The 21,770-nt window shown below is 71.3% G+C and carries 9 protein-coding genes; 8 read left to right on the forward strand and 1 reads right to left on the reverse strand.

Features of this window, described 5'->3' with window-relative positions:
• Positions 1–222: 222 nt before the first annotated feature.
• On the reverse strand, positions 223–4,329 hold the full coding sequence (locus AB0J72_RS27910) for a ricin-type beta-trefoil lectin domain protein (protein ID WP_363403590.1): 4,107 nt from the start codon (positions 4,327–4,329) through the stop codon (positions 223–225).
• 571 nt (positions 4,330–4,900) lie between these two features.
• Here AB0J72_RS27910 and AB0J72_RS27915 point away from each other — a divergent pair.
• The 8 genes from AB0J72_RS27915 to AB0J72_RS27950 all read left to right on the forward strand — a co-directional run bounded on the left by AB0J72_RS27915 (position 4,901) and on the right by AB0J72_RS27950 (position 21,765).
• On the forward strand, positions 4,901–11,965 hold the full coding sequence (locus AB0J72_RS27915; RefSeq protein WP_363403592.1) for a polymorphic toxin-type HINT domain-containing protein: 7,065 nt from the start codon (positions 4,901–4,903) through the stop codon (positions 11,963–11,965).
• 59 nt (positions 11,966–12,024) lie between these two features.
• Positions 12,025–12,516 (forward strand): hypothetical protein, encoded by a 492-nt coding sequence (locus AB0J72_RS27920; RefSeq protein ID WP_363403594.1) that lies wholly within the window; start codon positions 12,025–12,027, stop codon positions 12,514–12,516.
• A gap of 364 nt (positions 12,517–12,880) precedes the next feature.
• Entirely contained in the window at positions 12,881–14,530 is a 1,650-nt protein-coding gene (locus AB0J72_RS27925) for a hypothetical protein (RefSeq protein ID WP_363403596.1), read from the forward strand.
• Between the two features lie 71 nt (positions 14,531–14,601).
• Positions 14,602–15,567 (forward strand): DUF916 domain-containing protein, encoded by a 966-nt coding sequence (locus tag AB0J72_RS27930; RefSeq protein ID WP_363403840.1) that lies wholly within the window; start codon positions 14,602–14,604, stop codon positions 15,565–15,567.
• On the forward strand, positions 15,564–16,937 hold the full coding sequence (locus AB0J72_RS27935) for a hypothetical protein (protein ID WP_363403598.1): 1,374 nt from the start codon (positions 15,564–15,566) through the stop codon (positions 16,935–16,937). Before AB0J72_RS27930 ends, AB0J72_RS27935 begins: the two co-directional genes overlap by 4 nt.
• Positions 16,924–18,291, forward strand: a complete 1,368-nt coding sequence (locus AB0J72_RS27940; protein WP_363403600.1) for a hypothetical protein — start codon at positions 16,924–16,926, stop codon at positions 18,289–18,291. The genes AB0J72_RS27935 and AB0J72_RS27940 overlap by 14 nt, the downstream gene beginning before the upstream one ends.
• On the forward strand, positions 18,278–19,009 hold the full coding sequence (locus AB0J72_RS27945) for an ABC transporter ATP-binding protein (RefSeq protein WP_363403602.1): 732 nt from the start codon (positions 18,278–18,280) through the stop codon (positions 19,007–19,009). Before AB0J72_RS27940 ends, AB0J72_RS27945 begins: the two co-directional genes overlap by 14 nt.
• Positions 19,006–21,765 carry an ATP-binding cassette domain-containing protein gene (locus AB0J72_RS27950; protein WP_363403604.1) on the forward strand — a complete coding sequence of 920 codons (2,760 nt, stop codon included), beginning with the start codon at positions 19,006–19,008 and terminating at the stop codon, positions 21,763–21,765. Before AB0J72_RS27945 ends, AB0J72_RS27950 begins: the two co-directional genes overlap by 4 nt.
• The last annotated feature ends 5 nt before the right edge of the window (positions 21,766–21,770 follow it).

A 21,770-nucleotide genomic window follows, 5' to 3' on the forward strand; every position in this document is an offset into this window, starting at 1 on the left:
TCCCCCTTCCCCCCCTCCCCCCGCCCGGGTGCTCCGTTGGGGGGGTGGGTCCCCACCCCCCCCCCCCCCACGCCGCTTGCTCGGTGGCGGCCCGGTGTCGAGCGCACCGCCCGGTTCGTCCGCTCCACAACCTCGCCTCCGCCACCGTGGCCCCGGAAACGGAAGGGACCCGCGACCACCACCGGGGCGGTCGCGGGTCCCTGCAGGGCAGGTGTCAGGAGGTCACGACACCAGCCACTCCTGGGCGCGGCCTCCGTTGCAGTCCCAGATCCACAGCTGGGTGCCGTTGGCCGTGTTCTGGTTCGGCAGGTCCAGGCAGCGGCCCGAGACCGGGTTACGGATGGAGTTGTTGGGGCCGAGCTCCCAGATCTGGTTGGCCGTCATGTTGCAGGTGTAGAGGTGGATCTTCGAGCCGGCGGCGGTGCCGTAGCCGATGATGTCCAGGCACATGCCCCTGATCCGGATGGTGCCGTCTCCCATGACGGCCCAGATCTGCGAGTGCGCGCCACCGTTGCAGTCCCAGGAGCTGATCAGGTTGCCGTTGGCGCCCGTGCCCTGGTAGTTGTCGATGCACTTGCCGGGCACCCCGGAGCGGATCACGCCGATGCCGGTCCACTGCGGCGTCCAGCTCTGGGCGGCGTTGCCGGAGCAGGTCCACACCTGGAGCTTGGTCTCGTTGGCGGTGCTGGCGTTCGGGATGTCCAGGCACAGACCCGAGTTGGGGTTGCGCAGCGAGTTGAACGGGCCGACCTCCCACTGCTGCGCGGCCAGGCCGTGGCACGTCCACAGGTGCACGTACGTGCCCGGTGTCGTGCCGGCGTTGTTGACGTCGAGGCACTTGCCCGCGATGCGGATGGTGCCGTCGCCGGGCATCGTCCACAGCTGCGAGTCGGAGCCACCGTTGCAGCCGAACGACTGGATGCGGTTGCCGTCGGTGCTGGCGCCGTACGGGTTGTCCATGCACTTGCCGGTGACGCCCGAGCGGAACATCATCAGCGCGTTGTTGGGCACGGCGCCGTTGGTGGAGTGCATGGCGCCGGTGTGCACCCGGACCTCGTCGACGTCGCCGGCGAAGAACTCGGCGGCCGCGCCGGCCTGGAGGGTCCGGCCGACGTTGAACGTGCCGGCGGCGTTCCAGTTCGCGGTGTAGTACGTCTCGCCCTGCAGTTGGTCGTTGACGTAGAACCGGATCTTCCCGGCCGGTGCGTCGTAGACGGCCTCCAGGAACGTGAAGGTGTTGAGCACCGGCGCGGCGGTCGAGTTCACCTTGTAGATCGCGGGTGCGTCGGCGTCGCTGCCCGCCGCCGCGAACGACCAGCGGTTGACGGCCTTGTCGTACCGGACGGTGAACGCGGCACCGCGGGTGCCCTGCTGGGAGAAGACCGTGCGGGACACGCCGGCGTCGGTGAGCCGGGCCCAGCCGGAGACCGTGTAGGACTGGTCGGTGCGCACGGCCGCGGGTGCGGTGGCGGCGCCGGAGAGGCCGTCGAAGCAGAGGCCGGTGCTGGCGTGGCTGTCGCACCAGGTGACGGTGCCGGGAGGCTCGGTGAGGGTCAGCGGGCGCTGGTAGTTGGAGTCGTCGGTGACCTGCCGGGGCGCGTCCTCGTCGTAGTCCTCCATGGCCCACTCGCCGGTGACGACGGGGGTGACCGCCGGCTTGATGTCGACGAACGGGTCGATCGCCCGGTCCCAGACCCGGACGTCGCCGATGTCACCCTCGAAGCTCGGCTGGCGCACGCCGGCGTACTTGCCGCCGCCGATGTCCAGCACGCCGACGGCGTTCCAGTTGGACGGGCGGCTGAGCTGGCCGGCGACGACGCCGTTGACGTAGAGCTTCATCATCTTCATGCCCACGTCCCACGACACCGCGACATGCGTCCACTGGCCGAAGACCGGTGCGGTGGGTGCGGTGGCGTAGCGGGGGGCCGCGTCGACGAGGTCGGTGGAGTACACGGTCAGCGCCCACCGGTTCGTCGGCGCCGGCAGGTACTGGATGGCGATGCCGCAGGTCATCCCGCCCTCCACGCACAGCACGGTGCGCGCGTTCGAGGTGCCGCCGGTGAGCTTGACCCAGGCGGCCGCGCCGAAGCTCCTCGTCGTGTTGATGATCGGGCCGGGTGCGACGGCGATGTCGTCGACGCCGTCGAAGTGCAGGGCGCCGTCCTTGCCGTTGACGGCGTGGGTACCGAGGATCCGCCCGTCGGTCCAGGTCGCGCCGCCGGTGACGGTGGCCGTCGGGCCGCCGGCCGGGCTGGTGGCGAGCGTGGTGCCGGTGCCCTCGTCGAGCTTCCAGGTCTTGGGGTCGGAGTGGGTGTTGACGAGGAACCGGTAGTCCTTCGGCGGCGACGGGTTCTGGGCCGCGTCGCGGGAGCGGACGGTCAGCACGTGCTCGCCGACGTGGGTCGGGGTGACCCAGACGGTCGCCGTGCCGTCGGTGGCGGAGGCGGCGACGTAGGTCTTGACGCCGCCGTCGAGCTGGTACTCGTAGTCGGCGATGTCGGTCTCGCCGTTGGCGCCGAACGTGAACTGGCCGCTGCGGCCGACGGAGCCGCGCATGGTGTCGTTGGGCGGCGTCTCCACGTACAGGCCGTCGAACGCCGCCACGGTCGGCTTGACGCCCGGTGGGGTGATGTCGATCGAGAACTCGCACCACGGCGACCAGTTGGAGTTGCCGCCGAGGCCGTCGCCGACCCGCACCTGCCAGCGGGCCATCGACCCGGTCAGCGTGCCGGCCGGCACGGACATGTCGGCGAGGGTGCCCGACGGGACCCCGGTGTCGGTCTTGGGCCAGCCGCTGATGGCGGTCCAGGCGGTGCCGTTCCACTGCTCGAGGGCGAACGACGCGGAGAGCTGGCCGCTCTGGTCGCCGTCGGGGTCGGAGATGTTGGCCTTGAGCCACGGCGCGGTGGACCGCACGATCGGCCGGCCCGTGCCGGTGACGCAGGCCTGCCCGGCCGCGGTGAAGTCGGTGTGCGTCGTCAGCGCGGTCGCGGCCGGGGTGTTCGGCAGGCTGTTGTATTCGATCGACATGGCGGTCGAGGCCTGGTCGAACTTCTTCCAGCGGTTGCTGGCCGTCTCGTCGGTGCCGTCGCTGTCGCGGGCGGACAGGCCCAGGGTGTAGCTGCCCCGGCCCTGACCGAAGTTGATGACGTCGTTGACCAGGGTCTGGTTGGAGAACTCCATGTACAGGTTGGGCTGCGGGTCGTTGGAGCAGCCGGCGCCGGTCGAGGGCTTGTGGGCGTTGCCCGACTTCGTCTCGACGAACAGGTTCAGGGCCGGGCCCGACCAGCCCTGCCTACCGGATCCGGTGAGGTCGCCGGTGCGGTACAGGCTGACCGGCGTCGCGGTGCACGCCCACGAGTGCGTCATCGTCGTGATGAACTTCGCGCCCCGGATCTGCTTGCCGGGCAGCCAGGTCAGGTCGAACGCGAAGAACGACCGGAACGTGCCGGACCCGTCGGTGTTCTGCCCGACCCGGACGATGCCGTCGTCCCGGTTGGCGTTGGTGGAGTCGGCGTAGCCCCAGCGGGCCTTGCCGACACCCGTCCACGGGTCGATGACGACCGGGAACGCGACGTTGGGGTCGGCGAGCATCGCGGCGTCCGGGACGATGACGAGCGAGCCGTCCTCCACCGTGGTGGGGAGGTTGGCCTTGCGGGAGTCGTCGGGCACGTGCCGCAGCAGCGAGTTCTTCCCCGCGGACCGCGCCGCGGCGAGGGACCGCTGCGCGCTGGGCACGCCCGCGGAGTCCCACATGAGCGCCGGCCCGGCCGACGCGGTCGTCTTGCCGGTGCTGTCGCGGGTCTCGTAGCCGCCGCCGGGCCGCTGCTTGAGCGTCCAGCCCGTCGCGTTCAGCCCGAACTTGAGCTTCGCCAGGGCCGGGTTCGCGGCCGCCTGGCGGGTCTTGACGATGAGGGAGTAGCCGAAACCCTCCACTGTGGACTGGACCTGGAGGTCGATGTCGGGCAGCACCGACTCGTACACCGCCGTGTCGCCCTCGATGCGGGGCGCCGGCAGCTTCGACGGCCAGCTCAGCTTGAGCGCGCCGCCGGCACCGTTGAGGGTGACGAGCGGCTCGGTGCCACCGGCGGAGAACCGCACGTCGGCCACCGACGCGACCGGTGCGAGCGTGGCGCCGTCCTTGCGCAGCGACAGGTCGATCTCCCGCCAGGCGCCGTCCTTCTTGGTCCAGTGCGGCACGGAGTAGCTCTCCCGCACCAGCGTGCCGCGCGGCGTGGCCATCGTGCGGGCCATCTCGGACCGCGAGTCGGCCACCTCGATGGTGCGGCCGCTCTCGATCGCCTGCTTGATCGCGGCGTTCTCGGCCACCCGTGGGTTCGTGGCCGGCTGTCCTGTCGGAGTGGGCACGGGTTCCGCGCCGGCCGGTGAGCCGGCTGTGAGCGCGATGGCGGTGCCGACCGAGGCGACCGCGAGCGATGCCACCATGGCGAGCTTGGAGGAGCCGTGTCTGCGCACGGCACGATGAGGTCTGATCACTGTTAGCCCCCGCGTGAGTGAAGTGCCCGAAACCTAGGGGTAGGCCAGTGGCCGTGTCAATCGATGCGCGCGATGTCGGCACGCCGTTGGAGGTATGTCCGGATTGGCGGTGAACGCCATCATGAACGCCTGACTACACCTTGACTTCGGTGAATGCGACCCCTAAATTGCAGGCTGCCCGGGTATCGATCCCGGTGCGACTGCATGGGCCTGACGGGGAGGCTTCACATGTTCAGTGGTGGCTGCGCTCTGCGCAGAAGGCAATGGCCGACATGATTCCGCAGATGGTCGGCGTACCGGCGTAGGCCGGCTGGATCCTTCTTCTTCATCTTCTGTTTCTTGACGATGTTCGGCTGCCGTCGTGTCTCGACGGCGGCCGCTTAGGCATTGCTGCGGAGGAACTGTGTCCTTCAGCCCTGGTCTGCCACTGCTGCCACGCCGGTCCCGCCGGCTGTTCGGGCGGGTGACGCGCGCGATCGCCGCCACGGCGATCCTGTCGCTGGCCGCCACCAACCTCGTCGTTCCACCCGCCCAGGCAGCCCCGAAGGTGACGAAGCCCGAGGCGGCCCAGCGCTACAAGGACGTGCCTGGTGGCACGGTGGCGGTGAAGGAGCCGCAGCCGGGCACGGCGTCGGCGGCGGCGCGCCGCGCGTCGGTCGGCTCGGTGCAGTGGCCGGCCGCCGCGACCGCGGAGGTGAACATCGCCGCGGCGCGGACGCAGCTGCGGGCCTCCGGCAGTGCCTCCGCGGGCGACGCGGCGGTGTCGGTGCCGGGTTCCCCGCTGCGGGTGATCGCGGGGGCGAAGGGGCCCGAGCGGGTCCGGGTGCAGACGTTGTCGCAGGACGAGGTGCGCGCGGCTGGTGTGCAGGGTGTGATGTTCCGGGTCGCCCGCACGGACAACGCGGCGACCACGGGTGCGGTGAAGCTGGAGACGAGCTACGGCGCGTTCGAGTCGGCGTTCGGTGCGGACTGGGGGAGCCGGCTGCGGCTGCTCGTCGTCCCGGAGTGCCACCAGACGACGCCGGATGACGCGGCGTGCCGGCCGATCCCGGTGCAGTCCGACAACAACATCAAGTCCAAGACGGTGACCGGTGAGGTGACGCTGCCCGCCTCGGTCACGACCGCGGCCGCGTCGAAGCTGACGTCGGGCAGTGTCATGGTGGCCCTGGCGGCAGGTCCGTCGGGCGGTGCCGGCGACTTCGGCGCCACGACCCTCGCGCCGTCGTCGACGTGGTCGTCGGGTGGTTCGGCGGGCGGGTTCTCGTGGAACTATCCGATGCGCGTGCCGCCGGCGGTCGGCGGACCGGCCCCCACGGTGGGGTTGAGCTATTCGTCGCAGTCGGTCGACGGGCGGCATGCGGCGTCGAACAACCAGCCCGGCTGGGTCGGTGAGGGGTTCTCCTACGACACCGGGTTCATCGAGCGCCGGTACGTCGGCTGCGCGGACGACAAGGCCGACGACAAGGGCAGCAAGGCGAACAACACCGAGGACACCGGCGATCAGTGCTGGGCCACCGACAACGCCACGATGTCGCTCAACGGCGGCGGTGGCGAGCTGCTCAAGGACGCCAGCGGTTTGTGGCATCCCGTGCAGGACGACGGCTCCCGGATCGAGAAGATCACCGGCGCGTCCAACGGTGACAACGACGGTGAGTACTGGAAGGTCACCGCGGCCGACGGCACGAAGTACTGGTTCGGCCGGAACCGGCTGCCGGGCTGGACGGCGAACAAGCCGGAGACGAACTCGGTGCAGTCCGCCCCGGTCGCGGGCAACCACGCGACGGAGCCGTGCAAGGCAGCCACGTTCGCGGCGTCGTTCTGCACCCAGGCGTACCGGTGGAACCTCGACTACATCGAGGACATCTACGGCAACACCGCCTCGCTGTGGTACACGCGGGACACGAACTACTACGCGAAGAACAAGCAGGAGAACTCGCCGGTCGTCTACCACCGCGACGCCTACCCGGCTCGCATCGACTACGGCACGGACAACCGGGCCGTCGTCAACGGGGTCCGGACGGACTCGGCCTACACGGGTGTGAGCGCACCGGCGCAGGTGCACTTCGGTGTCTCCGACCGCTGTGTGACGGCGAACTGCGGTACCAAGGACAAGACCAACTGGCCGGACACGCCCTGGGACCAGAACTGCGCCTCGACCGGCACCTGCTGGCAGTCGGCGCCGACGTTCTGGAGCAGCAAGCGGCTCACGTCGGTGACGACGAAGGTGTGGAAGGGCGGCGGCTACCAGGACGTCGACCAGTGGATCCTGCGGCAGTCGTTCCCGGACCCGGGTGACGGCACCCGCGCCGGGCTGTGGCTGGAAGGCATCACGCACAAGGGCCTCAACGGCGCCGCGATCACGCTGCCGGAGGTGACGTTCGAGGGCATCCAGCTGCCCAACCGGGTCGATGCCGTGTGGTCGGACTTCGCGCCCGCGATGAACTGGTGGCGGATCACGTCCATCCGGACCGAGGCCGGGGCGGAGATCGCCGTCGACTACAGCGACCCGGACTGCGTCAACCCGGGCCGGCTGCCGAACTCGGCCGCGCTGGACAGCAACACGCTGCGCTGCTATCCGGTGAAGTGGGTGCCGGAGGGGTACACGCAGCCACGGGTCGACTACTTCCACAAGTACGTCGTGGATTCCGTCCAGCACATCGACCTGACCGCCGGTGGCAGCGCGACGAAGACGTTCTACGAGTACCAGAACCCGCAGAACCTGCCGCTGTGGCACTGGGACGGCGAGGACGGTCTCGTCCAGGCGAAGTACAAGTCGTGGGGTCAGTGGCGGGGTTACCCGTACGTCGTCACCAAGGTCGGTGAGGGCGCCAAGCAGCAGGTGATGAAGGCGCTGTTCTTCCGCGGCATGCACGGCGACAAGACCGCCTCCGGCACCCGCACGGTCAACGTGGAGGGCCTGGAGGGTGGCCCGGTCCCGGACTACGAGCAGTACGCCGGGGCGGTCCGCGAGCAGCTCGTGTACCTCGACGGTGTGGTCAATGCCGGGACGGTGACGACGCCGTGGCGGTCGACGACCCCCGCGGCGAGCCGGACGATCAACGGGGTCACGACCGAATCGCGGTATGCGGGCAGCGAGAAGACGGCGACCCGGGCGCTGATCAGTGGCGGGCAGTGGCGCCGGTTCGAGACGGTCGTGGAGAACGACCAGCAGGGCGTCCCGCTGAAGGTGAAGGACCTCGGCGACCCGAGCGACCCGAACGACAACAAGTGCACGCTGCAGGAGTACCTGCCGAACACCGACCCGAACGTGTGGGTGCTGCACTCCGCGAAGCGGGTCCGGACCTGGGTCGGCGACTGCGCCGCCAACGGGCCGTCCGCCGCGGATCAGGTCATCTCCGACACGCGGTTCACGTACGACAACCTGGCCTACGGTGCGACGCCGACCACGGGTCTGGTCACGAAGATCGAGCGGATGAGCGCCTGGAACGGCGGCAACGTCCAGTTCCAGACCGTCGGCACCTACAAGCACGACGTGCACGGCCGCACGACCGAGTCGACCGACATCGCCGGTCGGGTGTCGAAGAGCGCATACTCGCCGGCGACGGGCGGCCCGCTCGTCGGGGTGACGACCACGAACCCGAAGCTGTGGGACACGACGGTCACCATCGACCCGGCCCATGGCGAGGTGCTCACCGAGTCCGACATCAACAGCCGGATCACGTCCGCGGCGTACGACGCGCTCGGCCGCCGGACGAAGGTCTGGTACGCCGACCGGCCGCAGGCCGGCAACCTGAACACGCCCAGCGTCGAATACCGGTACACGATCAGCAAGACCTCGGTGAACGGCATCGAGACCCTCTCCCTGGACGCCAACGGCAACTACCAGTCGCTGTTCGAGCTGTTCGACGGGTTGCTGCGGCCACGGCAGATCCAGGCGAGGGCGGTCGGCGGCGGCAGGATCGTCGCGGAAACCAACTTCTACGACACGGCGGGCCGCGTCTGGAAGAGCAACCAGGCGTATGACACGACCGGCACCGCCGGGCTAAGCCTGCACCAGCCGGCGGACCTGGACGTGCCGACGCAGACCCGGCTCGAGTTCGACACCGCGGGGCGGGTGATCGACACCGCGTTGTACTCGAACAACGTGCGCAAGTGGGGCACGGCCACGAACTACTACGGCGACTACACCACGATCACCCCGCCGCTGGGCGGGACCGCCAGCGCCAAGTTCACCGACAACCACGGGCAGACCACCAAGCTGCGGCAGTTCCACGGCGGCACCCCGACCGGCACGTACGACGAGATCGGCTACGTGTACAACAAGACCAATCAGCTGGAGAAGGTCACCGACGCCTCCGGCAACGTGTGGTCCTACGAGTACGACGACCTCGGCCGGCTCAAGAAGACCGTGGACCCGGACAAGGGCGCGGTCGAGCTGACGTACAACGCGTACGACCAGGTCGAGACGACCAAGGACGCCGAGAACCGGATCCTGGCGTACACGTACGACGACCTCGGACGGCTGTTGACCACCCGCGACGGCGGCATCACCGGAACGGTCCGCACGCAGGCGGTCTACGACCTGCCCGCCAGGGGCCTGACGAAGTCCATGTCGCGGTTCGTGGGCAGCAACGAGTACAAGACCGAACTGATCACCGCCGACACGTTGTACCGGCCGACCCAGACCAGGGTGACGCTCCCGGCGACCGAAGGGTTCGGTACCTCGTACTCGGTGCGCAGCACGTACAAGGTCGACGGCAGCCTCAACACGGTGACGTTGCCGACCACGGGCAACCTGGCCGGCGAGACCCTGACGTACGAGTACGACCCGACGTACGGCCTGCCGAAGGCGTTGACCACGAACTACGGCGACGTGACCCACTACGTCACCGACGCCACCTACACGGAGTTCGGCGAGTCGAGCAGCATCATCCGGTCCACTGCGCTGACCGGCGCGCCGTTCGTGCAGAGCAAGACCGAGTACGACGACGTCACCCACCGGCTGAAGCGGCTCGCCGTCATCAAGTCGGTCGGGTCGGCGTATGTCGCGGACGCGTCCTACGAGTACGACCCGGCCGGCAACCTGAAGAAGATCGACGACAACCCGCTCAACGGCCAGCGCGACACCCAGTGCTTCCAGTACGACTACGCGCAGCGGCTGAAGCAGGCCTGGACGCCGCAGAGCGGTGACTGCTCGACCGCACCCGCCTCGACGACGATGGGCGGGCCCGCACCGTACTGGCAGGAGTGGGACTTCGGCACCGCGACGGACCCGAAGGGGCGCACCGGTTCGCGGCTGAAGGAGATCGACCACCTCACGCCGACCGGGCTGCAGACCACCGACTACACCTACCCGAACCAGGGCGTGGCCGGCACGCAGCCGCACCTGCTGACCGAGAGCAAGCTGAAGGACTCCACCGGGCAGGTCCTCAAGACCTCGACGTACGAGTACGACAAGACCGGTAACACGACGTCGCGGCCCGGGCCGAACGGGCAGCAGTCGCTGCAGTGGGACGCCGAGGGGCGCCTCACCTCGGTGACCGACCCGACCGGCACCAGGTCGTACATCTACGACGCCTCCGGCAACCGGCTGCTCGCCAAGGACAGCACCGGCGGCGCCACCCTGTACCTCAGCGGCATGGAGATCCGGCTCGCCGGCGGCTCCCAGCAGGCCACCCGCTACTACACGTTCAACGGCCAGGTCGTCGGGCAACGCACCGGCTCCGGCGTCGCGTGGCTGTGCGGCGACCAGCAGGGGACCGGCAACATCTCGATCACCGCCAACGCGTCGCAGACGGTGACCCGCCGGCGGCAGACCCCGTACGGCGAGAACCGCGGCGCGGTGGTGACGTGGCCGAACAGCAAGGGCTTCGTCGGCGGCGACATCGACCCGACCGGTCTGGTGCACCTCGGTGCCCGCGAGTACGACCCGAACATCGGCCGGTTCATCTCCGTCGACCCGATCGTCGACTTCGGCGACCCGCAACAGATGCACGGGTACTCGTACTCGAACAACAACCCGATCACGTGGTCGGACCCGAGCGGTCTCTCGAAGATCGGTGACTTCTTCAAGGGCTTCTTCCGGGGGCTGTGGAACGTCTTCAGTCCTTGGGAGGCGTGGAAGGCGCTCAAGGGCATCTTCAAGATGCTCAGTGATCCGAAGAGCGCCTGGCACGGCCTCGAGGGCGACGCGAAGAAGTGGGAGGAGAAGACCGGCAGCAAGTTCATGGGCTGGGCCTGCGCGGTCAGCGGCATCTGCGACCAGATAGCGTCCTGCATCGGCGACTCGGCCACCATGTACGACTGCGGCGTCACCATCGGCGAACTCGCCGGCGAGATGCTCATCAGCGCGCTGTCCGGCGGAGCGGGACTCAGCGCCCGTGCCGCCAAGCTCGCCCGGAAGCTCGCCGAGAAGTTCAACGTCAAGATCCCCGGCATCGACACCGGTCCCTCACACCACGACGGCAACAACGGAAACGGCGGCGACAACGGCTCGCCCGGAGACAGCGAATCCGGCGGTCCAGGATCCGACAAGAACACCGACAAGAACGGTGACGGTGACGGAGACGGCACCGATTCCGGTGACTCCGGGGACTCCGGTGACTCCGGGGACGCGGGTGACTCCGGTGACTCAGGGGACGGCTCACACGACGGCGACGGCGACGGCGGTTCGTCCGGCTGCCACAGCTTCGACCCTGACACCAAGGTCCAGATGGCGGACGGCAGCCAGAAGGCGATCAAGGACGTGGTCCTGGGCGACGCGGTTGTGGCAACCGACGCCGTCACGTCGGAGACCACGGCGCAGACCGTCACGACGCTGCATGCCAATCTCGACACGGATCTGACGGACATCACCGTCGTAGATGGCGGCGGCAGGACGCATGTCATCGAGACCACCGACCATCACCCGTTCTGGTCGGACACGCACCATGACTGGCTCGACGCCGCCGAGCTGACCGCGGGCGACCGGCTGCACACCGCGGACAACAGCGCGATGGTCGTGTCGGCGGTGTACCGGCACAGCCAGGCGAAGCTGATGCGGGACCTCACGGTCAGCACCGTCCACACCTATTACGTGGTCATCGGCGGCGTGCCGGTCCTCGTCCACAACAACAACAAGAGCCTCTGCCCGAACGGTAAGACGAACAGCGAGAACGCGGAGATCCTGCGGGACAACCTCCGGGCCCAGGGGTGGTACGGTCAGATCGGCGCGGAGGCTCACCACATTGTGCCGAGCGGCCACCCGCGTGCGGCGACGGCGCGGCAGATCCTGGACAATTTCGATATCGACATCAATGACGCAGCAAACGGTGTCTTCCTGCCCGGTTGGAGTGGCGCGCCGAACCCGTTCGGCCACTCGGTGCACCGTGGGAATGGTCTGCACAGTTATGCGGGAATCGACCGCGTGACGGATCTGCTCAGTCAGGCGACGACACGGGCCCAGGCGGTTGCCGTGCTCGACCGGATTCGGCACAGCCTGTTGTCCATAAACGGAGGTCTGCCGTAGTGGCCGAACGCCACGTGTACAAGCCGGTCGGGTCGGAGGTCCACCAGTGGTTGCAGGGTGTGACCTCCGACGACCTGCGAGCGCTGACGGCGCTCGGGCGGCGGCCGGACGACGAACCGTTGCCGCGAATCCAGGTCCGGCTGATCGACGTCGATGAGCAGGGTCGCCGGCTGCAGCCGGCCGCCCTGCTCTGGCTGGGGTCGCTGGCGCTGGCCATGACCCCCGCGCTCAAGAGCCGGATCGAGCCGGTCGTCCGCGCCGACGGGCGGTTCGTCGAGCTGGCCTGCGACGACGGGGAGTTCTGGATGTTCGTCCCGCAGGTGCGGGATGTGCTGGACGAGGCGCGCTCCCACATCGTTCGCTTCGCCGAGGGAAACGTGATGTACGTGGAGCGGTATGCGTTCAAGGGGGCCGAGATCGCAGAGGCCACTGCATTCCGGATTCCTCAGGTGCCGAACGGACCCATGTTCTGCGTGCGGCAGCTGGTCGAGGCGCTGGCCTCGGAGCAGGGTGTCCGGTTCGCTGAGGTCTGGCGGAGCGGGCCGGACTGAGGCCGTTCCTTCGGGGAGCCGGGTCGGCGGCCCGGCGCATGGCGCCGCCGGCGTGACGAGGTCGTACACCAGGGCCGAACAGCGGCCCTGACGTCAGCAAGCACCGTCGTGACGGCGGGTGGTCCAGCTTCGGCTGGGTCACCCGCCGTTTTCGTGTGCGCCGCCGTCCCAAAATCGCCGGTCCCCGGGCTGCTCTCCCGGATGGTGGGACGCGAACAGCGGCTGTCCGGACGGTTGACAACGGGGGTTCGGGCTGCGTTTATAGACGTTACCACCGAAGAAACATCGTTCCACTCTGCGAAACGACTGCCGATGCGGTGGAGCGGCCAGTCGGAGCAAACACCAGAGAGGAAGCGGCGATTCGATGAAGAATCCCTCCAGGTTGGCGGCCGGGGCCCTGGGCCTCGTCGCCACCATCGCCGTCGGCGGCACCGCCGCCGAGGCGTACGGGCCCGCGGCGAACTCGCTCGGCTGTCGGCTGTACTTCAGCGACGCCGGCACGGGCAGCTCGCCGACGACGTGGAACGACACGTTCGGGCTCACCCAGACGCCGGCCACGCCGTCGCCCGGGCAGACCGTCACCGTCACCTTCACGGCGGTCGCCGGGCCGAACAACGGTCCGGTCCCGCTGAACCCGGGTGACGTGCCGGTCGTCATCAAGTTGGCGCTCGGCGGCTCCCAGTCGGGGACCGTCACGCTCAACATGGCCACCTACCCGACCGCCCCGGCGGCCGCGGGTGCGCCGCTCGGCTCCATCACCGCGACCGGCACGTACGTGGCCGGCACGGCCGGGGCCGCCTCGCTCACCGTCACGCAGGCCGTGTTCAACAACGCGACCGCCAAGACGTACTGCTCGGGCCCGGGCGACCGGGACCACAAGGCCGCCCCGGCGGCGAGCACGATCGTCGAGAACTACAGCGTGTTCGGCGGCGGCACCAGCATCACCTCGGTCACCGGGCAGAGCGTCACGAGCGCTGCGCGGGCGGGAAACACCATCAACTTCTCCGTGACCGGGCTGGCTCCAAGCGCGACCCTGAGCGCGTCGCTGAAGAACGCGGGCGGCGGTGGCACCGCTGAAGGCAGCGGCGCCGGCACCACCGACGCCACGGGTGCGGGCACAGGGACGCTCGTCGTCCCCGCCGGCGCCACGACCGGGGCGCGGACGCTGTCGGTGTCCGACGGCACCAACACCGTCACCACGCCGATCACGATCCTCGGCGCACCGGCCATCTCCATCACCCCCGGTGGTGGCGGCGCGGGCACGGCGGTCGCGGTGACCGGCACCAACTGGAACCCGGGCAGCACCGTCTCCATCCGGGGCTACAAGGCCGGGGCGCCCCCGCCGCCGCCCACCGCCGACGCGGCGGTCACGGCGACGGCGAGCGCGACCGGCGCGATCACGGGCTCGTTCACGGTGAACGACCCGACCACCGCCTACATCGGCGCGTCGTCGGGCACCGGGCCGGGCACCCTGTTCGCGGTCGCCACCTGGACGGCCTCGGCCGACTCCTGCGTGGCGAAGGCCGGCCTGGCCACCACGGGCTCCTGCAACCTCACCTACAACCTGTCCCAGACGGTCACGGCGGGCAACCTCGCGATGTCCCGCACCACCGGCTCGGGCAACGTCACGTTGAGCGGCGTCACGCTCAACGGCACCGTCCAGCACGGCACCGGCGCGCTCGCGCCGATCACCGTGACGGACTACCGGGGCAGCACCTTCGGCTGGAGCCTGGTCGGTGCGGTCACCGACTTCACCGGTACGCCGGGCGGCAGCATCGCGAAGGCGAACCTCACCTGGATCCCGACGTGTGTGGCCGCCGCCGGCAGTACCAACGCGGTGACGGCGACGGCGGGCTCCGCGGGTGCGGTCGACGGCTCGACCCTGTGCTCGGCCCCGGCCAATGCGGCCGGCACGGGTGGCGGCTTCGACGCGGGCGCCGCGCTCGACCTGCAGATCCCGGCCAACCAGCTGGCCGGCAGCTACACCGCGACGCTCACGATCACGCTGAGCTAGCAGCCGAGGTGGGGGTCCTGCCGGGCCCCCACCTCCGAGCGGGAGGACAGACGTTGCGTTCCTTGACAAGCGTGCTCGCGGTCGTGCTCGCGTTCGCCCTCGTCGGCGCGCCCGCGCACGCCGCGGACAACGGTGAGTGGTCGGTGAACCCGACGCCGCCCGCGCAGCCGGGCCCGGCGCCGCGCCTGTACTTCTTCCTCGAGTCGCCGCCCGGCACCTCCGTGCAGGACTCGGTCCGGGTGACGAACCTCGCCGACCAGCCGCGCACGTTCCGCCTGTACGGCGCCGACGCGTACAACACCCCCCGCGACGGCGGGTTCGGCCTGCGTACCCAGGACGCCACCCACGTCGACATCGGCGCCTGGACCCAGGTCGGCGCCGCGACCGTGACGGTGCCGGCGAAGTCGCAGGCGGACGTCCCGTTCGTCATCACCGTGCCCGCCAACGCGACCCCCGGCGACCACGTCGGCGGGGTCGTCGCCATGGAGGAGCAGCCGGGCGCGACCACGAAGCAGAACGGCGTCGACGTCACCGTCCGCCGCGCCGTGGCCGCCCGCGTGTACCTGCGGGTCAGCGGGCCGACCGTCCCCGGCCTGCGGGTCGACCACGTGACGACGAAGCCCGGGACCCCGTGGCTGCCGTCCACCGTCGACGGTTCCTACACGTACGACGTGGTCAACACCGGCAACCTGCACCTGCCGCCGAAGCTGGAGGTGCGGGTCACCGGACTGTTCGGCCACCGCGTCGCCCAGCACGGCAGCGCGCCGCAGATCGACCTGCTGCCCGGCGCGCGGACCCGGCTCGGCGGCACGTTCAGCGGCGTGTGGCCGTTCGACGTCGTCACCACCTCGGTGACCGTGACCGCCGACGGCGGCGTCTCCGCGCGGTCGCAGGACACGACGGTGGTCGTGTCGTGGCCGACCCTCGCCGTCGTCGTTGCCGGGCTGTTGCTGCTCGTCTGGTACCGCCGGCGCCACGCCGCCGCGGTGACCGCCAAGCCCCGCAGGCGACTGCCCGAACCGGTGACGGTGCGATGAGGCGGACCCTCACCGTCCTCCGTGGACCGCGGCCGGCGGCACCTCGGGCCGTCGCCGTCCTCCGCGGACTGCCGCGGACGGTGCTGCCAGCGGCGGCGCGGACCGTCGCCGTACTCCGTGGACTGCCGCGGACGGTGCCGGCGGCGGCGCGGGCCGTCGCCGTCCTCTGTGGACTGCTGCTGGCGGTGCTGCCGGCCGCGCCGGCGCGCGCCGATGGCATGACCGCGAGCGCCGCCGCGCCGTCGGCGAAACCGGGCGCGACGCTGCGGATCACCGGCGCCGGCTGGCCCGCCGGGCAGCTGCTGCAGCTCGTCACCTGCGGCGAGCTCGCCATGACCGGCTCCGGCGCCTGCGACATGCGCGCGGCGGTCGCGACCCCGGCCCGCGCCGACGGCACGTTCGGCGTCGACATCCGCGTCGGCGACCCGCCCCGCCCGTGCCCGTGCGTCGTGCACGTCGCGCTCGTCGGCACCGGCGCCAGCGGGCACGTCGACGTGCCCCTCGACATCCCCGGCCACGCGACCGGCCCGGCGCCGACCGCGGCGAGCACCATCGCCCGCCTCGACGTGGTGCGGATCCGGCTCACCGGCCGGCCGTCGTGGACGGAGTGGTTCGGCGCCCGCGCGGAGCGCACCCTCGTCTACGAGGTCCGCAACCCGGGCGCCCAGAGCCTGCGGGAGTTGCCGCTCAACGTCCGCGTCGGCAAGGGCGGCGGCGACCCGGCGGAGGCGCCGCGCTCCGGCGAGATCCGTCCCGGCGAGACCCGCGAGTACCGGGTGCCGGTGACGATCCCGTTCGCGGCGTTCGGCCGGTACCAGGTCCGCGCCGACATCGCCGGGCTTGGCGCCGCGTCGGTCGGCTACGACGCGTACCCGTGGGGCCTGCTGGCGCTCAACGCGTTCGGCGTCGCGCTCATCGTCCTCGGCGTCCACCGCCGCCTGAAGGCCCGGCGGCACCGCGACACCCTCGTGCCGCAGAGCGCCGACCCGTTGCTGTTGCCGCCGCTGGTACGGGTCCCCGCGCTCGGCGCGGTGCTCGTGTTCGACGACGCCCCCGGCGCGAACCGGCTCCGCCGCAGAGCCCGGGCCCAGATCAGCGCCGCGACCCTGCGCGAGCTGATCGGCGAGCCGGACGGCGACGGCGGCACCGCGATCGTCGACCTGGCGGCTCTCGACACCGTCCTCGCGGGCGGCCGCCCGGCATCCGACGCGCCGGAGGCCGGCGGGAGCGCGGCCGTCGTCGACCTCGGCGAGCTGGACGCCTACCTCGCCGGCCACGCGGACGCCGACGACTGGCGGGCCGCACTGCAGCGTCCATCCCGGAAGGGCCGGCCCGGCCGGCGGAAGAGGAGCCCTGATGTGGGTGCGTGAGCGGGTGCACGACTGGTCCCTCGCGCTGCGCGCCGGCGCCACCGCGGTCGCCGCCGTGGTGGCGTTCGCCGGCTGCTCCTCGGTGATGCCGGGGGCCCTGGACGGCGGTGGCGCCACCGGCGACCAGCCGGTGACCGGGGCCGGGCCGGGCGTGACCGCGGACAGCGTCAAGGTCGTGTTCGTCGGCGTCGACCTCAAGGCCACCGCGAGCGTCACCGGCTTCAAGACCGCGGACGCCGGCGACCCGGCCCGCCAGGTCAAGGCCCTCGAGACGTGGGTCAACGCCAACGGCGGCGTCGCCGGGCGCAAGATGGTCGCCGTCTACCGCAACTACGAGGCCGCCGACGACTCGCCGGCCGCCGAGGAGCGGCTGTGCAACCAGGTCACCCAGGACGACAAGGCGTTCGCGGTCGTGCTCACCGGCCAGTTCCAGAGCAACGCCCGCCCCTGCTACGCGTCTCGCCGCACGCTCGTGCTCGACGCCACCCTCGTCGCCAACGACCAGACCACGTTCACGAAGCTCGCGCCGTACCTGTGGTCGGCCAGCTACCCGGACTACGACGAGTTCGTGCGGGCGTTCCTCGGCAGCCTCGAACAGCAGCAGTACTTCGCCGGCAAGACCAAGGCCGGCGTCGTCGCCGCCGACACGCCCACCAACCGCAGCGCGTACGAGCGCCTCGCCGTACCGGAGCTGAAACGGCTCAACGTCGCACCGGCGGTCGCGTGGATCGACACCACCGACCTCGGCACCCTGAATGCCGGGCTCAACCAGGCCGCCGTCGACTTCCGCGCCAAGGGGGTCGACCGGGTGTTCTTCCTCGGCGGCGCGCGGATGGCGTCGTTCTTCCTCACGGTCGCCGCCGCGCAGAGCTTCACCGCCCGCTACGCGCTGTCCAGCTTCGACAACCCGAGCTTCCTGGTGAACAACCCGGCGACGATCCCGAAGGAGGGCCTCGAGGGCGCCGTCGGCATCGGCTTCAACCCCAGCCAGGACGTCCCCGACAGCGCGTACCCGTTCCCCGGCACCGACGCCGAACGCGCCTGCCTGAAGGTGTACGAGGCCGACGGGCAGAAGTTCGCGACCCGCGAGAACGCCCGCGTCGCGTTCCCCTACTGCGACGCGGCGCTGCTGCTGCAGGCGGGCGCCCGCGACCTCGGCGCCGACCTCAACGCGGCCGCGTGGTCGAAGGCCGCCCGCGCGCTCGGCACCGGGTTCAGCCCCGCGACCGGGTTCGCCGGGCTGCTCGGCCCCGGCCGGTTCTCGGCCGCGAACGGCTACCGCCCCCTCGCCTACGACGGCGGCTGCGGCTGCTTCGCCTACCAGGGCGAGGAGGTGCCCTTTGCGGCCCGCTGACGCGCTGTCCTGCGCCGCCGTCGACGCCTCCTACGGGCCCGTGCAGGTGCTGTACGGCGTGAACGTCCGCGTCGCCGCCGGCGAGATGGTCGGCGTCTGCGGCCCGAACGGCGTCGGCAAGACCACGCTCGTGCGGGTCCTCGCCGGCCTGCAACGCCCCGGCGCCGGCGGCCGGGTGCTGCTGGAAGGGCGCGACATCACCGGCGTGCCGGCCGCCCGCCGGGTCCGGCTGGGACTGTCCACGGTGGTCGGTCAGCAGGCGTTCGGGTCGCTGACGGTGGAGGAGAACCTCCGCATGTACGGCTACACGGTCAGCCGCCGCGACGGCCGCCTGCGCAAGGCGGTCGACGGTGCCTTCGCCGTCTTCCCGCGCCTGTACGAGCGGCGCGACCAACCGGCGTCCACATTGTCCGGTGGCGAGCGGCAGATGCTCGTGCTCGCCAAGACGCTCATCCAGCGGCCCCGGGTGCTGCTCATCGACGAGTTCTCCCTCGGCCTCGCCCCGGTCGTCGTCGGCGGCCTCCTGGAGATGGTGCGCCGGCTGAACCGGCTCGGCACCGCGCTGCTCGTGGTGGAGCAGTCCGTCAACGTCGCGCTGTCCCTCGTGGACCGCGCGTACTTCATGGAGAAGGGCACGATCGTCGCCGAGCACACCTCCGCCGACCTCGCGCGGCAGCCGGACCTGGTCCAGTCGCTGATGCTCGGCGGGCACGCATGAGCCTCTGGGGGTACGACTTCGGGCCCGACCGGATCCTGCTGGGGCTGTTCACCGGTCTCACGTACGCGCTGCTCGCCGTCGGCCTGGTGCTGACCTACCGGTCGAGCAGGTTCGTCAACTTCGCGCACGGGTCCATCGGCGTCTTCGGCGCCGCAGTGCTCGGCCGGCTCGTCGCGGGCGAGGGCGTGCCGTACTGGGTCGCGTTCCCGGCCGCGATGGTGGTCGCCGCGGGCGTCGCCGCCGGGGTCGAGGCGGGCGTGGTCCGGCGGCTGCGGCACCGGTCCCGGGTCATCGGCATGATCGCCACCCTCGGGCTGTCGCAGTTCATCCTGGTCGTGTCGCTGCTGGTGAACCGGCAGGGCGTCAGCGGCGCGACCTTCCCCCGGCCGCCGGGGCTGCCGTCGTTCACGGTCGGGCGGACCCCGGTCGGGCCCGCGTTCACCGCGATGCTCGTGCTGACCCCGATCCTGCTCGCCGCCCTCGCCCTGTTCCTGAAACGGTCCCGGCACGGCCTCGCCATCCGCGCCGCCGCCGACCAGCCGTCCGCGGCGCTGCTCGACGGCGTCGCCGCGCCGCGGATGGCCACCGTCGCGTGGGCGATCGCCGGCGGGATCGCGGCGTTCTCCGCCATCCTCGTCACACCCACCCAGGGCGCCCAGTCCATCGACACGCTCGGCCCCGACCTGCTGCTGAAGGGCCTCGCCGGCGCCGTCATCGCCCGGCTGTCGTCGATCCCGGTCGCGTTCGCGGCGTCGCTGGGCATCGGCGTCCTCGAACAGGTCCTGCTGTCCGGGTCCGCCGGCACCGGCATCGTCCAGGTGGTGCTCGGCGCGACCGTCCTGATCGCGCTGCTGCGCCAGCCGAGGCTCGGCCGCCGCGACACCGACGACGGCGGCTGGGCCCGCTCCGGCGCCGCGGTCCTGACCGGACCGTGGCCGGTGCGGCACCTCGGCCGGCTCGTCGCCGCCGCCGGGTTCCTGGTCGCCGCGGCGCTGGCGTACGTCGTGGACAACCAGACCGCGTCGGCGCTGACGACCGTCGCCGGGTTCACGCTCGTGGCGCTGTCGGTCCTCGTCGTCACCGGCGTCGCGGGCGAGCTGTCCCTCGGCCAGTTCGCGTTCGCCGGCATCGGCGGCGCCGTGTCCGTGCGGGTCGGCGCCGACACCGGCAACTTCTTCGTCGGCGTCGTCGCCGGCTGCGCCGCGGCCGCCCTCGCCGCGGCCGCCGTCGGGGTGCCCGCGCTGCGCCTGCGGGGGCTCGCGCTCGCCGTCACCACCCTCGCGTTCGCCCTCGCCACCAGCGCCTACCTGCTGCGCCGCGACTGGCTGCTCGGCTCCGGCGTCAGCACCCCGAAGCCGCGCTGGGCCGGCTACACCCTCGAGGTCGCCAAGGACTACTACCTCTTCGCGCTGCTCATGCTCGGCCTCGGGATCTGGCTGACGGCGAACCTGCGCCGCGGCGCGTTCGGTCGGCTGCTCACCGCGCTGCGCGACAACGAGGAGGCCGCGCGGGCGCTGACCGTCTCCGCGCCGCTGCGCAAGCTCCAGGCCTACGCGGTCGCCGGCGCGCTCGCCGGGCTCGGCGGCGCCGTCATCGGCCACGGCCAGACACAGCTCACCGTCAACAGCTTCCCGGCGAGCGCGAGCGTGGACGTCGTCGCCGTCACGGTCGTCGGCGGCATCGGCCTGCTGGGCGGGCCGCTGCTCGGGGCGCTGTTCATCGTCGGCATCCCGTCCTTCGTGGACCTCGGCATCCCCGGGCAGGCGGCGCTCACCCTCGCGTGGCTGCTCGTCGTCGTGCTGCTGCCACAGGGTCTCGGAGGTCTGCTGGTACGGGCCCGCGACCGGCTCGCCGCCCGGTGGTCCGAGCCCGCGAAACCCGCCGAGCAGCCGGAAGTGGGGAAGCCGGAGCAGGGCGCCGGCCCGGCGCTGCCCGCGCGTACCGTGCCGTTGCGGACGCCGGTGGACGGGGAACGGCTGCTCGTGGTGCGGGGCGTCACGAAGGCGTTCGGCGGGGTGACGGCGGTCAACGGCGTACACCTGGACGTCGCCGACGGGGAGGTCCTCGGCATCATCGGGCCCAACGGCGCCGGCAAGACCACGCTGTTCGAGATCCTCGCCGGGTTCGTCCGGCCCGACGCCGGCAGCGTGACCTTCGCGGGCGGCGACGTCACCCGCGCCACCCCCGAGCACCGCGCGAAGCTCGGCCTCGTCCGGTCGTTCCAGGACGCCCGGCTCTTCGGCACGATGACCGTCCTGGAGACCGTGATGACGGCGGGGGAGCGGACCGCGCCGAGTCACCTGCTCACCTCCGCGCTCGGCGGCCCGGTCGCCGAGCGGCGCAAGGCCGCGCGGGCCGCCGAGCTGGTCGACCTCATGGGACTGTCCACGGTGGCCGGTTCGCTGGTCGGGAACCTGTCGACCGGCACCCGCCGGATGGTCGAGATCACCTGCCTGCTCGCGCTCGAACCGGCGCTGCTGCTGCTCGACGAGCCGTCCTCGGGCGTCTCCCAGGCCGACGGCGCGGCGCTCGGCGAACTGCTGCTGCGCGTCCACCGCGAGCTCGGCACCACGCTGCTCGTCATCGAGCACGACCTGCCCCTGCTGTCCCGCCTCGCCACCCGGATGGTCGCCATGGAGGGCGGCCGGATCATCGCCGACGGCACCCCGGACGACGTCCGCGCGCACCCCGCCGTCGTGCGCTCCTACCTCGGCACCGACCTCGCGGCCGTCAACCGGTCCGGCGCAACCCACTGAGGAGA

The organism is Dactylosporangium sp. NPDC049742 (assembly GCF_040674675.1).
Classification (GTDB): Bacteria; Actinomycetota; Actinomycetes; order Mycobacteriales; family Micromonosporaceae; genus Dactylosporangium; species Dactylosporangium maewongense.

Excerpts from the sequence above, each read along its gene's own strand:
- AB0J72_RS27925 (WP_363403596.1), top strand. The coding sequence starts at position 12,881 with ATGAAGAATCCCTCCAGGTTGGCGGCCGGGGCCCTGGGCCTCGTCGCC.
- AB0J72_RS27935 (WP_363403598.1), top strand. The coding sequence starts at position 15,564 with ATGAGGCGGACCCTCACCGTCCTCCGTGGACCGCGGCCGGCGGCACCT.
- AB0J72_RS27950 (WP_363403604.1), top strand. The coding sequence starts at position 19,006 with ATGAGCCTCTGGGGGTACGACTTCGGGCCCGACCGGATCCTGCTGGGG.
- AB0J72_RS27940 (WP_363403600.1), top strand. The coding sequence starts at position 16,924 with ATGTGGGTGCGTGAGCGGGTGCACGACTGGTCCCTCGCGCTGCGCGCC.